The 14,847-nt window shown below is 39.9% G+C and carries 15 protein-coding genes and 1 riboswitch; of the genes, 9 read left to right on the plus strand and 6 right to left on the minus strand.

Annotation, left to right across the window (positions count from 1 at the left end; translation table 11 throughout):
- Positions 1–67 precede the first annotated feature (67 nt).
- The 6 genes from EXM22_RS13675 to ribH all read left to right on the plus strand — a co-directional run bounded on the left by EXM22_RS13675 (position 68) and on the right by ribH (position 6,737).
- Positions 68–1,762, plus strand: coding sequence for a sensor histidine kinase (locus tag EXM22_RS13675; RefSeq protein ID WP_168203508.1), 1,695 nt, complete (start codon positions 68–70; stop codon positions 1,760–1,762).
- Positions 1,759–2,559 carry a response regulator transcription factor gene (locus EXM22_RS13680; protein ID WP_149487066.1) on the plus strand — a complete coding sequence of 267 codons (801 nt, stop codon included), beginning with the start codon at positions 1,759–1,761 and terminating at the stop codon, positions 2,557–2,559. The genes EXM22_RS13675 and EXM22_RS13680 overlap by 4 nt, the downstream gene beginning before the upstream one ends.
- 425 nt (positions 2,560–2,984) lie before the next feature.
- Positions 2,985–3,120: riboswitch (FMN riboswitch) on the plus strand.
- A gap of 155 nt (positions 3,121–3,275) precedes the next feature.
- On the plus strand, positions 3,276–4,385 hold the full coding sequence (gene ribD / locus EXM22_RS13685; RefSeq protein ID WP_149487067.1) for a bifunctional diaminohydroxyphosphoribosylaminopyrimidine deaminase/5-amino-6-(5-phosphoribosylamino)uracil reductase RibD: 1,110 nt from the start codon (positions 3,276–3,278) through the stop codon (positions 4,383–4,385).
- Entirely contained in the window at positions 4,370–5,005 is a 636-nt protein-coding gene (locus EXM22_RS13690) for a riboflavin synthase (RefSeq protein WP_149487068.1), read from the plus strand. Before ribD ends, EXM22_RS13690 begins: the two co-directional genes overlap by 16 nt.
- Positions 5,002–6,225 carry a GTP cyclohydrolase II gene (gene ribA, locus EXM22_RS13695; RefSeq protein WP_168203509.1) on the plus strand — a complete coding sequence of 408 codons (1,224 nt, stop codon included), beginning with the start codon at positions 5,002–5,004 and terminating at the stop codon, positions 6,223–6,225. The genes EXM22_RS13690 and ribA overlap by 4 nt, the downstream gene beginning before the upstream one ends.
- Positions 6,226–6,254: 29 nt before the next feature.
- On the plus strand, positions 6,255–6,737 hold the full coding sequence (gene ribH / locus EXM22_RS13700) for a 6,7-dimethyl-8-ribityllumazine synthase (RefSeq protein WP_281289875.1): 483 nt from the start codon (positions 6,255–6,257) through the stop codon (positions 6,735–6,737).
- A 131-nt stretch (positions 6,738–6,868) separates the two neighbouring features.
- Here the strand turns inward: ribH and EXM22_RS18590 are convergent, their stop codons facing one another.
- The 6 genes from EXM22_RS18590 to EXM22_RS18245 form a co-directional block, all read right to left on the minus strand.
- Complete coding sequence (locus EXM22_RS18590; RefSeq protein WP_210411493.1) at positions 6,869–7,030, minus strand: helix-turn-helix domain-containing protein; 162 nt, start codon at positions 7,028–7,030, stop codon at positions 6,869–6,871.
- Positions 7,011–7,262, minus strand: coding sequence for a type II toxin-antitoxin system HigB family toxin (locus tag EXM22_RS13710; protein WP_149487070.1), 252 nt, complete (start codon positions 7,260–7,262; stop codon positions 7,011–7,013). Before EXM22_RS13710 ends, EXM22_RS18590 begins: the two co-directional genes overlap by 20 nt.
- A 375-nt stretch (positions 7,263–7,637) precedes the next feature.
- Positions 7,638–8,498 carry an SDR family oxidoreductase gene (locus EXM22_RS13715; protein ID WP_149487071.1) on the minus strand — a complete coding sequence of 287 codons (861 nt, stop codon included), beginning with the start codon at positions 8,496–8,498 and terminating at the stop codon, positions 7,638–7,640.
- A 32-nt stretch (positions 8,499–8,530) separates the two neighbouring features.
- Complete coding sequence (locus EXM22_RS13720; protein WP_149487072.1) at positions 8,531–9,355, minus strand: ABC transporter ATP-binding protein; 825 nt, start codon at positions 9,353–9,355, stop codon at positions 8,531–8,533.
- A 1-nt stretch (position 9,356) separates the two neighbouring features.
- A complete protein-coding gene (locus tag EXM22_RS18240; RefSeq protein ID WP_168203510.1) occupies positions 9,357–10,280 on the minus strand; it encodes a glycine betaine ABC transporter substrate-binding protein in 924 nt (307 codons plus the stop codon).
- Entirely contained in the window at positions 10,277–10,936 is a 660-nt protein-coding gene (locus tag EXM22_RS18245; RefSeq protein WP_168203511.1) for an ABC transporter permease, read from the minus strand. Before EXM22_RS18245 ends, EXM22_RS18240 begins: the two co-directional genes overlap by 4 nt.
- A 646-nt stretch (positions 10,937–11,582) precedes the next feature.
- On the opposite strand from EXM22_RS18245, the gene EXM22_RS13730 reads away from it, so the two are divergent.
- From EXM22_RS13730 to EXM22_RS13745, 3 genes are all read left to right on the plus strand, one after another.
- The gene (locus EXM22_RS13730; protein ID WP_149487073.1) at positions 11,583–12,116 is read left to right on the plus strand and encodes a hypothetical protein; all 534 of its coding nucleotides are present in this window, start codon (positions 11,583–11,585) and stop codon (positions 12,114–12,116) included.
- 1,011 nt (positions 12,117–13,127) lie between these two features.
- Positions 13,128–13,811: an integrase core domain-containing protein gene (locus tag EXM22_RS13740; RefSeq protein ID WP_168203512.1), complete on the plus strand. Its 684-nt coding sequence runs from the start codon at positions 13,128–13,130 to the stop codon at positions 13,809–13,811.
- A gap of 530 nt (positions 13,812–14,341) precedes the next feature.
- Positions 14,342–14,830: a transposase gene (locus tag EXM22_RS13745; RefSeq protein ID WP_149487076.1), complete on the plus strand. Its 489-nt coding sequence runs from the start codon at positions 14,342–14,344 to the stop codon at positions 14,828–14,830.
- Positions 14,831–14,847 lie beyond the last annotated feature (17 nt).

Consider the following 14,847-nt stretch of genomic DNA (forward strand, 5'->3'; position numbering starts at 1 on the left):
CCGAATTCCAATATTTCAGAAGCTCTACATTACGTACATTCTATGCAGCATTCTACCCTTAATTATAATGGGCGGTTTGATGTATGGATTTTCATTGAATTTCATCAATAGAACTCTTAACGAGCAGACGATGAACAGCATCATATCTTTTCATGAAAAGATTCATGTTAGAGTATCGGCATATGAAAATATTCTTCTGCAAATTCAAAATGGATTGAAGACTAGTGAGTCTCTGAACTCAGCCTCCAGATTAGAGACAGACAACAATGAAATCTATGAAATTATGTATGATGCTCTTGAAGGTGAAGTAATAAAGCCTATTGTACACTTGACGAACTTAGACGGCAGTAGAGTTTTCTCAACATCCGACTTTCCAGAAAGCTATAAGGCTGAATTGATGAACAAATGGGGGGTTTTCAGAGAAATCGAAGGTCAGACAAATGACCCAGTCATCTACCTGCAGGAAATGGATTATTCTCGTGAAGGAAAGACCATCATCAGTTTGGGAAGCAAACTCTATGATCAGGCAGGTTCGCCTACCGGTTACATTCTGGTGGAAATGTCCAGACAGGTCCTCTTTGAAGAAGCCAAAGTGTTTAATTCTGGCCTGTCTAATCATATGGTACTATTAGATGAAAACGGATATACGCTTTTTGATTCGATTAATAGTGAAATGGAAGGAAAATTCCAGCAAGCCAAATATCTAGACCTGGAAAAAATTGGGAACCACTACCCCATAGATAGCCTGATAGGAAACAGTACATTTCTTAATCTTGAATACAGAGATAAGAAATTGAAAACGGTGACCAGAGTCAACGTTTCATCAAATATCTTCCATTCTTTTAACCGCATACTTACATTGATCATTGTTGGCGGAAGCCTCTTTAGTTTACTTGTGTCAATTATCCTTGCCAACGCACAAGCCAGATCAATATCCAGCCCCATTAAAGAGCTTATAAGCGTTATGGGTGAAGTAGAGAAAGGCGCTTTAGAAATACGAGCAAATTTAAGAAATCGGGATGAGATTGGCGAACTTGGAAAATATTTCAACCAGATGCTTGACCGGCTTAACATTTACATGAATCAGGTCATTGAAAAACAAAAACAATTACGGACAGTGGAAATCAAAATGCTACAAGCCCAGATAAAACCTCATTTTATTTACAATACTCTGGATGTTATAAAATGGAGTGTAAAACTGGGTCATCAGCCAGAAGCAATCAGTGTTGTGACCAATCTAGCCCGACTACTTCGCTTTTCAATTGACAGCGCTGATGAATTCTTAACAATCCGCAATAATATTGAATTTATAAACAGCTATTTGACAATACAAAGAATCAAGTACAATAATAGTTTTGAAGTAATAACAGATATAGATGAAGCTCTGATGGATTATCGAATTCCAAGACTCATACTTCAACCATTTATTGAGAATTCCATAATACACGGATTTGGTAAAACAAATAAAAGCGATGGCATCATCACAATTACCGGTCAGTTTAATAAATCCCGATCTTCTGACGGAAACAGTGAAAGCCAGTTTATTGAGTTTAGGATTTCAGATAACGGATTAGGAATGACAGAACAGGAAATCCAAGAGCTGACATTTGAAAGACCAGAACACCATATTGGAATTTATAATGTAGACAGGCGAATAAAGATGTATTTTGGTGATGATTTTGGTGTAAGAATCAGCAGTCATTCTGGCGGAACCGAGGTGGTCATAACCATGCCGAAAACTATGACAGGAGAGATTATGTGATTGATGTTGTAATCGTTGAAGATGAATCCTACATCAGAAAAGGGATGGTGGTAACAACCCCCTGGGCAGAACTTGGCTGTCAGGTGATAGGTGAAGCCGGCGACGGATTGCAAGGTTATGAACTGGTAAAAAAATTAAAACCGGATATTGTGATTACAGATGTCAATATGCCTATTTTAGATGGTATAGAAATGCTCAGGAAACTGGATGGAGTCTGCGATACGGAATATATCATCATATCTGGATATAACGACTTTGCTTATGCCCAGCAAGCCATAAAATTAGGCGTCAGAGACTACCTACTTAAACCCATCGATGACGATGACTTTTATGACACAATCAAAAGAGTCATTCTACAAATTGAAGAAAAGCGTAACATGACAAAACAACGGGATCAAAACCGGTTAATTCAGGAAGGAAAAGGAATTCTGGCAAAAGAAGCAGGCTTCGACGCACAGTATGACAGCAGACAAATATATGTTGTGAAAGCCAGGCAATGGATAGAAGCTCATTTCAGTGAGAATATTAGCATTAAAGATGCAGCTCTGGAACTGAAAATTAGTGAAAGCTATTTGAGTAGGTTATTTAAGAACTATATGGGATATACATTTATTGAATATCTTACCGACTATAGAATCCGGGAGGCAATTGAGCTTTTAAAAGATCACCATATCAAGATTTATGAAGTTTCTGAGAAAGTTGGATATAATGATCCCAAATACTTTGGAATCATATTCAAAAAGAAAATTGGTGTGTCTCCGATTACATTCAAGAATAGGTATATGTCTGAAGAATGACCGTCTATTTCTAAGCCTGATTTTCCAAGTTTCCAAAAAAGCCACAAATCATTGAATACAGAGAAACGGATGAAAATACGAAATGTTTAGACAATTCTGCAAATGATGCCCTTCAGAAATGGGGAGGGATTACACCATGTCCCAGCCTTCTCTTATAAAAGAACAACCGTTTTATACGATTTAAACTAAATCCTCTTCCTGAAATGATTATGACCATATTTTATAAACGTTTTCCTGGTGGATTTCACCAAAAAGAATACAGGAGTAGTGCTTAGATTCTCGCCCGATGGGCAAAAGCTACAAAACAGGATATGGCAATGTATGAAATCATTTTTAAATTGTTTTTGTAACTATTTTATTGAAATATTGAAGTGAGGTCTGCTACTTGACAAAAGATCATTTCTTCACTAATTTTGTTTTCAAACATGATTCTTCGGGGCAGGGTGAGCTTGTTATTAGCAATTCCCTACCGGCGGTTAAAGCCCGCGAACCGGCTGAAAAGCTGGTTGAACTGGTGAGATTCCAGTGCCGACAGTATAGTCTGGACGAGAGAAGAGTAAGGTAAAGTGGATAACCATGCCCCGGACAGGTCCAATCTGTCCGGGGTATTTTTTTTGTTCTTCAACCGCCCATTATCTTTTGGAATCCGGGTGAAAAACAAATTTCCCTATTCCCGTCTTTTTAGTCAATTCAAGCTCCGGAAAAGGAGCATTCTTATGCAAATAGATGAAGTTTTTATGAGAGAGGCTCTTGAACTGGCAAAGAGGGGCTGGGATAAGGTATTCCCGAATCCTATGGTGGGAGCCTTAATAGTCAGAGATGGAGAAGTCTTAGCAAAGGGCTGGCATGAGCGTTATGGTGCTATTCATGCGGAAGCTGCCGCATTGGCTAACTGTCTTTGTGATCCAATCGGCGCTACCCTCTTTGTCACACTGGAACCATGCTGTCACAGCGGGAAAGGGAAACATAATCCTCCCTGTACGGATGCAATTATCCGGGCGGGAATTTCCCGCGTTGTCATAGCAAGAGTCGATCCGAATCCCAGTGTTGCCGGAGGAGGAATAAGTAAACTTCGCGACCATGGTATTTCGGTTCTTACTGGAGTTCTGGAAGAAGAATCGGCCCGCTTGAACAGGGTCTATGAAACCCTTATCAGGGAAGAACGTCCCTATGTTCATCTCAAAGCGGCCATCTCTCTCGATGGATTTCTAGCCGCCTCTGATGGAACGTCCAAGTGGATCAGCAGTGCTGAATCTCGAGACACTGTCATGCACTTTCGCTCCCAGTCTGATGGGATACTTACGGGCCGAGGTACTCTTTTTACAGATTTACCTTCCCTAACCGTTCGCGATGGTGAAAATAAGATATCTCCCGGTAGACAACCTGCCCGCATCTTCCTGAATTCCCGGGGCAAAATTCCCGAAGGATGGCAGAAAGAGGGAGGTCAGGTGCATATCTATCATAATCAGTGCTGTCTTATCCCGGAGAATATTAAGAGTGATGTCCACTTCTGTCCAGTTCCTGGAGACTCTAAAGGGCTCTCCCTTCCACATGTCCTCTCTGATCTGAGGAAAAAAAACATTCATCGTCTCCTTGTGGAGGGGGGATCAAAAACCTTTGGTTCCTTTCTCCGAAACGGACTGTGGGACAGGATGACACTTTTCGTTGCACCTATTCTACTGGGAGAGGGAATCCCTTTTTCAGATGGACTGGAGGTTTCTACTGTAGCATCAAAGCTGAAACTCCGTGATATGACATCTTCTCGTTGTGGTAATGATGTAATGTTCAACGGCTATAGGGAGGCTTTAACATGTTTACCGGTCTGATTGAGTGTATAGGAACTCTGGTTGCTAGACGTCCTATTCCCGGAGGGTTGTCTTTTCGCATCAGCCATAATTTTGATAAGCGCCTGACACAGGGCGCCTCTATCGCGGTCAACGGGGTCTGCTTAACCGTGAAAGAAGATAAAGAATCTGTCTTTACAGTGGAATGCTACTACGAGACTCTGAATAAAACGGCTCTTCCGAGGCTCCGGACAGGATCCTCGGTCAATCTGGAACAGGCTCTCCGCATAGATGGCGCCCTGGATGGTCATCTTGTTCAGGGACATGTCTCGGAAGTTGTCAGGGTTCTTGGAAAAACTCCCTGGGGAAAGGGAGTTGAGCTAAGGGTGGCTCTGCCCGTTAACAGACAGGGCTTGATTCCTGAGGGATCAGTGGCTCTCGATGGTGTGAGTCTCACAATTGCCGAGCTTCGATCAAACTTTTTTTCTGTACAGCTTATTGGAGAGACTCTCGAGAGGACTATTCTGAAACAGAAAAAATTGGGAGAGCTTATCAACCTGGAGAGTGATTGTCTCCTGCGGGCTCGGTATCAGGAAGTGATGACAGGGCAGAACAAAGAATCAATTACGATGAGCCGTATGGCTGAATGGGGATATGTATGAACAAGCGAAGACTGACTGTTGAACAAGCAATAAAGATCATTGCCGCTGGCGGAATGATAATTATGACGGATGATGAGGACCGAGAGAATGAAGGGGACCTGGTTTGTGCCGCCCGTTTTGCCGATCCGAATTTAGTAAACTTCATGGCATCCAAAGCCAAGGGATTAATCTGCTGTGCTCTGGAAAAGAGTCTCTGTAAACGGGCCGGATTGATTCCACTTGATACGAACGATGGTCCTGGGGCTCTGCACAATACAAAGTTCTGTACCCCCGTGGATGCCATTGAAGGCTGTACCACCGGTATATCCGCCTTCGATCGATCGACCACTTTGAAAAGGTTAGCTTCTCTAGACTGTCAACCTGGAGATTTTGCCCGTCCAGGGCACCTGCTCCCCATCATGGAAGCAGAAGGTGGGTTAGATTCAAGACAGGGACATACTGAAGCAACAGTGGAGCTCTGCCGTCAAGCAGGTTTAGAAGGGGCTGCTGTTATTTGTGAAATTATGGATGACGACGGTAGGATGGCCCGCTGGGACACACTGCTTGAAATGGCCGCAGAGTGGGATCTTGGAATCCTGACAATAGAAGATTTAATCAGTTGGAAGGAGAAACAACATCCGGAGATAAGCCTAGAGCCGGTTCGTCTTCCCACGGAGAGAGGCCGTTTTTATATGGAATTCCTCAACCCTGCGAAAGGGGATAAATCAACAGGAGGGGAGCATATTTGTCTTGTTTGTCAGAATAAATCTGCATCATCCCATCCAGATGGTCCCCTTGTGAGGATTCACTCTGAGTGCCTGACAGGAGACCTTTTTGCTTCAAGCCGTTGTGATTGCGGCCGCCAGTTGGCGCTCTCTCAAGAATTGATCAGCCGTGAAAGTGAAGGGTATCTTATCTACCTCCGTCAGGAAGGCCGAGGGATCGGTATAAAGGCAAAAGCTGCGGCCTACCATCTGCAAGATGCCGGCCTAGATACTCTAGATGCTAATTTAAAGTTAGGATTTAAGGTTGATAGCAGAAGCTATAAAACGGCTGCTAATTATCTGAAGGAAAAAGGGTTAACTAGGATCAGACTGCTAACAAATAATCCCGATAAGATAAGCCAGCTGGAAGAAGAAGGTTTTCAGGTTACAAGGGTAGCCCTGCTGATCGAGGCAGGAGAAGAAAATCATAAGTATATAAATACGAAACAGAAAAGAATGGGCCATCTTTCGACCTGACAATATAAGAAAATTTAGGAGTAAATGCTATGAGTGAAACTATGAATGTTATAGAAGGAAATTTAAGTGGAGAGGGGCTGACTTTTACCCTCGTGGTCAGCCGGTTTAATGATATCATCACATCCCGTTTGGAATCGGGAGCTATTGATTGTCTTATACGTCATGGTGTTAAGCAGGAAAACATAAAAGTTATACGTGTTCCAGGTGCTTTTGAGATTCCCCTGGGGGCGGCCTGGGCAACAGAGGAAAACCCTGATGCAGTCATCTGTCTTGGGGCTGTTATTAGGGGAGGAACTCCCCATTTTGAATATATATCGGCTGAAGTCTCCAAAGGGGTCGCGTCGGTGTCCCTTGATAAGGGTCTGCCTGTAGGTTTCGGTGTTCTTACCTGTGACAGTTTGGAGCAGGCTTTAGAGCGGGCTGGTTCCAAGGGTGGTAATAAAGGCTGGGAAGCAGCCATTAGCTGTTTGGAAATGGCTGCATTAAAGCGGAATCTAGTGGTGTCAATATAATAGGATTTTTGAGAAATTAGCTCAGACTTTACCGTAGGATGGAAACTACCATTCTACGGTTTTTTATTTGTAATAAAGGTCAACTGTCTTTTCCATTTATCTACAGTTCTACTGTATTATGAACCCGAGGATTAGTTTATGAAAAGCTCAGGAGATACACCATACTTATCAGAGAGTCTTCTGATATGCCCGAGGTTTAACTCCCTCTTACCATTTAAGATCTCATTAATAATCGTCCGGGAAGCAACATCTGTGAGATCACCCTGTTTATGATCATGGTTCTCCAGCTTCAATTCGATCTGTCAGTTCCAGAAGATGCTGAACAGCTTTAGCATCTTTTTTGCTGTTGATGCAGATGTAATCTGATCCCTTAAGATTATCAGCAGACGGGTAAGCCTTTCGAAGCTCCAGAATATTGCTGAAGGTCGATTTCTGATTGACTATAAACCACCCTCTAAGTCCAGCCTCAGCTAATGGATATGAACTGATATATTCCTCAACTGTCTTACGCTTGATGATAGTCACTGAAACTCCCTTACACAAACTGTCGCATATTGCGCACTCATGTAAAGAACAAAAAATTCTCCGTGGGAAGCTTAGGTTCTTTTTCTGCTGTTTTTTAGAAATAAATCTGAAAGATTATTTTAGAATATTATAATTATCAGAGAATGCATCAGGGTATTAACAAGATTTTTGATGCTGTAATCGACAACAATTCCGGTACGATTAAGAAGAAGCAAGTCTTATCAGACCAGCACTATCATTGTTGCACTCAAGTGCTTAGAGATGCAAAAAACTAACCTAAGACCATGAAGATGGATCATTTTCTACCAGATTTGCTTTTCGCATATTAAATTGTCAATAGGGGATTTCGCCATTGACTGCATCAGGAAACCTGGTTCATTGTTTTATTATATTTTGCTGGATATTGTTAAAGTAACTCTTCCAGCTTTGATGTTCTCTATCTGCAGCTTCATTGAAATGGCTCGGGTTATCAGCTTTTCCTTCCCGAATCCCCTGATAAATCCCTGCAATAACTGAACCCATAAATTCCCCTAATTCAGCGATCCTGTCCTGCCGGTATTCCTCCACTGTCATAGAGGTAAATGTCAATTTTAGTCCAAAAGCACTATTCATGTATTCTGCAAGTTGGTATTGAGTAAGCGCTTCTCCATGGAGGTTGTAAGTCTGATTATTATGTTTATTTTCAGTTAACATTTTTGCATAAGCATAAGCAAGTTCCGAACGTGTGGTATAACCGCATTTACCATCCCCGGCACAATTAAATATCCCGCCAAGTTTCTTATATATTTCAATATACTCAATATCAGGTTCGATATAAATCCCGTTGCGCCCTATGGCCCAATCCATCCCAGAATTCCGAATATCCTGTTCAGTCTGACGGTTACTCTGGACAACAGGAGAAAAGGCAGTATTTTCTTCTGCTCCCTGCACACTCGTATAAACAATCTTCTTCACTCCGCTGTTTTTTGCAGCCTTTATAACATTTCGATGCTGTTCTATGCGCTTTTCTGGAGCATCCATTCCGGATACTAATAACAATGTATCCACAGATTGCAAAGATTTTTCTAAAATGTTTTTGTCATTGTAATCACCTGGTCTGATTTCAATACCTAGGTCCTTTGCTTTTTCCGGGGTTCTTGCCAACCCGATTACATTTTCTTTTGATATTAATTTAGAAACGGCTCTGACTATTTCTGAGCCTAATTTACCACTTGCCGCTGTTACTGCTATTTTCATTAGAATCCTCCTTTCGGATGGGGAATGCTCAATTATATCTCCTGAAGTTTGCTGTATACCTCATCCATCGTTTTATGTTCAGAGACCACTTTTTCATAAATTTCATTCATGATTCCCTCATTTAGTATACTTTTAAATCCTTTAAGGCCTAAAAAATTTTTAACGAAATCTGATGCAGGTTCGAAGAGAAGGGCCTCTTTAGTGCCAGCTTGCTCGACTCTTCCATCTTTTAGCAGGACAATCTTAGAACCCAGTTTTAGAGCTTCCTGTATATCATGGGTAACAAAAAGAATAGTTTTACCCAGCTTTTTCTGGAGAGCAAGAAGTTCATCCTGTAGGGCAGTTCTGGCAATCTCATCCACTGCTCCAAAGGGTTCGTCCATCAATACAACTTCAGGATCTGCAGCAAGAGCCCTTGCGACTCCCACTCTCTGACTCTGACCGCCGCTAAGCTCTGTAGGATAGCGATTCAACATATCGCGATCCATACCAACAAGTTCAATCAGTTCAACCGCTTTTTCATGCCTTTCGGCGGTCTTCACCCCTTCTAGTGATAAAACATACCCAATATTATCTTCAATATTCATATGAGGGAAAAGCCCAATTTGCTGGATGACATATCCTATACTTCTTCTTAACTTGATCGTATCCCATGCTTCCAGGTTTTTACCTTTGAACTTGATATTGCCTTTGTCACAGAGTATCAGTTTGTTAATCATTTTAAGAAGAGTTGTTTTCCCGCAGCCCGAAGGCCCTAACAGAGTGACAAACTCCCCATCTTTCACATCAAGACTCAAACCATCTAGCACCGAAGTACTACCGTCATAAGATTTAAAAACATTTCTAACTTCTATCATTTTATTTCAGAAGTCCATTGTCTGTAAGGAACTTTCGCGCAACCTCAGAAGCTTCCAATTTCTCAATTTCAACTTGATAATTCATGTTGGTCATTTCCTCATTGTTAATCAGACCAGTCATCAGATCAAGAACATCAACAAGTTCAGGATAAGTATCCAGTGTCTCCTGTCGGATTAAAGTTGCACAATAGTAGGATGGAAAGAAATTTAGATCATCTTCAAGAACTGTCATATCATATTCCTTTAGTCGTCCATCTGTAGAGAAAATATTTATAACATCTACTTCATCAGAACCGATAGCCTGATATTTAAGACCTATATCCATACCTACCTCTTTTTTGAAATCAAACCCATATACTTCGACAATTCCAGGTAGACCATCTTCTCTTTCAAAAAAATCATGTTCTGCACCGAAGGTTAATTCTTTGCTTTTAGCTGCTAGGTCTGAATAAGTTTTAATATCCATTTCTTCAGCCAGTTTGCGTTTCATAGCAATACCAAAAGTGTCATTGAATCCGTAGAGTTCACTCCAGACAATAGCGAATGAATCCTTGTATCCTTCTTTAACTGCTTTATAAAGTTCAACAGGATCGTTAATCAGCGGCTGCCCAAGAACAAACATCCACCCGGTTCCCGTATATTCTGGATAAAGATCAATTTCACCCGTTTTCATTGCAGGATGAATATTCGATGTACCGCCGCCTATACCTTCTTTATATTCCACTTCAATATCTGTTTCCTGTTCGATTAAGACTTTAAGTATTTCAGCAATAATGAATTGCTCTGTCATCGGCTTACTTGCAAGGACTATTTTCTTTGTTTTTGTAGATTTTGATGCATCATCAGCAACTTTATTTTTCCCGATACATCCATTCAGTAAAATAATTATAATCAAAGTCACGATTAAGGCTAATTTCTTTTTCATTTTTTATCCTTTGTTTCAGGCCCGAAAACCCTTATCCTTAGTTTCTTTTCTTCAAGTTGCAGGAACCAATCTGTGATTATGGCCAAAAGCGCAACTAACAGGCTACCGGCGATAATCATTTCTGGGAAATATGTTGAGATACCTCTGTAGATGGCCACTCCAAGACCACCCGCTCCTATAAAAGAAGCAATACCTCCGAGTGAGATTGTCATGATAACCATGGTTCTAAAACCGGTGATAATGACAGGTAGTGCTAAGGGCAACTTTATCCTGAAAAGCAGTTGCCATTCAGTTGTCCCCATTCCAACAGCCGATTCTATAACCTGTGGGTCCACTTCCTTGATTCCAACATAGGTGTTGCGGATGATGGGAAGCAAACCATATAGAATTAAGGCAATAACAGCGCTTTTATTTCCAATCCCCGTTATTGTTACCAGAAATCCGAAAAGTGCTATCGATGGAATGGTATAAAGAAAATTGGTTATGGTAAGCATAATGACGGCAAAGGTTTCGTTCTTTGTCATCAGAATACCAATAATAAAGCCCAGCATAGTGATGATTGAAACAGCTATAATCGTGATACCGATGTGTTGCAGCAATAGATCAAGAAAAAACTCCCATCGGTCTACGTAAAGTTTAAAAACACTCCGAATCATACATCATCCTTTATATTCATCAATAAAACTTCATCTCAAATGCTTTAATAGTCAAGTTTTTATTACTACAGAAATACTAAATATTAGGAGCTTCTAATTTTTTTTATATAGTTGTTCGATAAAAACAAACCCATGATAATCCCAATTATTGATTTTATTACCTGTTTCATCCTGAACAATTCAGTCTGATAAAGATCCTGTGAAATACTTTTTCTGTAGCAATTGACTCATTAAATACTGGCAAAAAAAACATTGACATTCAGTTTCGTTGGGTTGCCTTAGCATTAGGATATTCTGATTATTTCCAAATCCATACTCTGAGAGATACAACATTCTATAAACTGAATATAGTCTTTCGTAAATATTTTCTGAAATCAGCATAAAAATGATTGAGAATCTCTCTTCAGGTTGCACCACCGTACAGCGGTTCAATATATATTCATATTCGCTGTTTCAGCAGTGCTGGATACTTAGAAAGCCAGAGAAATTTCTTATTCGATCATTATCAAATAGAGAGAAAGATATAGGAGCTTTTAATTTTGGTAGAATTAGTACAGATTCCATCATAAATAATGAGTTTTTTTGCAAAAATGTCTTGAATTGTTTCAATATTTATTTATTCATATAGGTAAGGAGATTTAATTTTATGAAAAAAATTATTGTAATGTTGTTTGTTGTTTCTATGGTTCTTATGTCTTGTGGCGGAGATATTAATACTTCTGATATTAAAACTGGTTATATCATTGATGCGCCCCATGGGCACTATGCTTTTGGTACTGCTGTTGTTGTTATGTCAGGAGATACCATTATCTCTGCCAATCTTGATGAGTTCCAGTTTCAAGGTGCTAGTGATGATCTCATTGGTGTTCCTAACTCTTTCATTGAAGGTGAAGAAAATTATTTTGGAAAAGGCTTTGCTGAAGGTCAGGTTTTAGTTTCTAAAAAAATTGACAGCGCTGTTTATAGCAAGAACATGTCAGAGAAAGCTGGTGCTACTGTGCCAATTGCTGACAACTATGCAGCTATCGAAGCTTTCGTCGTAGGAAAAACAATCGCTGAAATTGAAGGTGTTGCTAATCAGGATGCTAAAAAAGTAGTCGATGCGGTATCTGGTGCTACTCTTGCGGATACTAAAGGTTATTTAGGAATGATCATCAAAGCTGCAAAAGCAGCTAAGTAATTTTAGATTACCTCTTTTGTGAGCAGCAGAGATCGCAAGTCTCTGCTGCTTTTTTTTGCTCGGAGATACAGATAAACTTGGTTTTTGAAGGAAGAAAATCTCGTTCCGATCCGGTGTGTTTGCTAAAGCTATTTAAAAATCATTAAGCTCTCTACCTTTGAAAGATCCCTGACGATGATATATTGTTATCTTCTTCCTTTGTTTTTGTCATATGATCGGCTAAAGATTATAAGGAATAATGGACTTATATTATTTGAGATAACAAGTACATAGGAATCTTGATTCTTTATCTTTACACTTTAAGTTCCAATACGATTAGGAGATGATTCTTTTGAAAACTAATCATAAATATCAATTATGTGGATGGATCTTATTTCTACTATGTGCAGTCTTATACTTGATCAGTGGTATGAAAAGTAAAGATTACATTTCGATTGTAGGAAGTATTCTTTTTTTTATAGCTTGCTTCGTGTTTCTAATCCCTTTGACCTGCGAGATTCTTGATGAATATAAGAAAGGTGATGAAGAGTTATGAAAGCTGAAAATTTCAGTTTAGTTCATTGATATTGTTTCAATAATATCCTGTAGTAACAATAAATTACCGCCAAAATAATTTTCAGTAATTTCATTCAGATTCTAGCATGCCGAATATAATATTATACTGCAGTTAAAATCATTGTTTCATCTTCTTGAGTCTGCTCTCTTTTATGTCATCAACATGAAGTCAAATATCCCGAAAATTGCTCTGATCTGGCAGGAGAATCAACGATACAAACGGTACTTCAATGAAAGGAATATAAAGCTCTCTTTCTCTATACAAGAAAAATGGTTTATTCGATCAATTTCCATCAGCAATCCAAAAGCAAGTAAGTATTTTACACTGGTAACACCTGAAACCGTTTTGTACAGATGGAAGAGAGCCATTAAAGATTACTGGACTTATGACAAACCAAAACCAGAAAGAAAGGCAGGCCTCCCATCACCAAAGCTATGAAGCTCCTGATCAAGAATATGAAAATAGACAACTATCTATGGGGCTGTAAGCGAATTCAAGATGAGTTAGGGAAGAGATCTATCGATGTATCCAGGGAGACGATAAGAAAAGTCATTCAGGATTACCGGAAATCTGGAGAAATAAAGCCCAATTACTCATGGAGCAGATTTCTGAAAGCTCACTGGCAGTCATTCTATGCCTGTGATTTCTTCACCGTTGATACTTTTAGATTCAAGAGATTCTACGTCTTCTTCATTATAGAGCTTAAGAGCCGAAAGATCGTACATTACAATGTTACTCAGAATCCAAACATCCTCTTTTTAAGAAACCAGCTCAGCTACTTTGAAGAGTTATATCCTGATTCATATTTGATCCATGATAATTCCGGGGAGCTGAAATGCTTTCCATATCATGAATATGAAATCGAAGGAGTTGCTACGACTCCCTACTCTCCCAATTTAAATGCATATGCTGAAAGGTTTATCAGATCAGTTCATCAGGAATGCCTGGATTGGTTTATTATCTTCTCTGAGAAGCAATTGAGGAATATCCTGAAATCATACATGGATTATTATAATAAATTTTGCCCCCATCAAGGTATCAATGCTATCCCAGAAGGCAATCCTCCAGAAATATCCGGGAAAATTATAAAAACACCCATACTTTTCGGTCTACATCACCACTATTACAGAGCCAGCTGATCTAATATGGAAAACTTTCATCATTAGTCATGGGAGAGGTGTTTCTTCAGATTGAAGGAAACCTTCAATTAACCGGTTATCAGCAATATATATTCAGAAAATTTGTAAATTCATATTTTAAAAAACTTGAATCACCATGAAGATGGAACATTTTCTACCTGATTTGCTTTTCGCTTATTAAATTGTCACTACGGGCGTCAGTCCACTTTCAATGGCAGACGACCGTTTTACAACAAACAGACTAATCCCTATCCAGAAAGGGTTTAAACCAAAAAAAAGACACTCAAACGAGTGTCTTTTCATGGGCCCACAAGGACTTGAACTTGAGCTGCATCCTTATGCCGTACATATAGTGCTATATCTTACCGCATAATAATGGCTTATGGGGTTCGTTACGCATATAAAGCTACTGGACTCATATAATAAGGGCGTCAATATCGGCGTCATTCTTTTGGTAAGAGTCTGGCACCATGGAATACCCTATAGTTCAAGATAGTTGTCACAGTATTTAATATGGAGGACAACATCAATTGAGTAAGTACAGTACAGGATTTCGAAACAGCATTTTACGGAAAGTTCTGCCCCCTGAGAGTAGGTCTATTGCCCAGGTAAGCCGGGAAGAAGGAATCTCAAATCAAACAATTAGGAATTGGGTTGCCAAGGCTAAAGATGGTACACTGGATGCAGCTGCTGGAGAGTTATCACCAGATCGGAGGAGCATTTCAGAAAAGATGTCCCTTCTCTTAGAGAGCCGATCAATTTCAAAAGATGAGATAGGAAATTGGCTTAGAAAGAATGGTCTCCACAGTGAACATCTATCCCTCTGGGAGCAGGAGCTGCGGCAGTCTATGACAGAAAAAGAAAAGACCATCCAGGAACAAAATCGTCAATTGAAGCTAAAGACTAAAAAGCTTGAGAAAGAGCTTGCTCGTAAAGATAAAGCCCTGGCTGAAATGGCAGCCCTACTAACTCTTAAAAAAAAAGTGGATGCTCTATTGGGGGACGACGAGGACGATTAATTACTCAGGATCTCAGA

This window comes from Oceanispirochaeta crateris (assembly GCF_008329965.1).
Taxonomy (GTDB): Bacteria; Spirochaetota; Spirochaetia; order DSM-2461; family DSM-2461; genus Oceanispirochaeta; species Oceanispirochaeta crateris.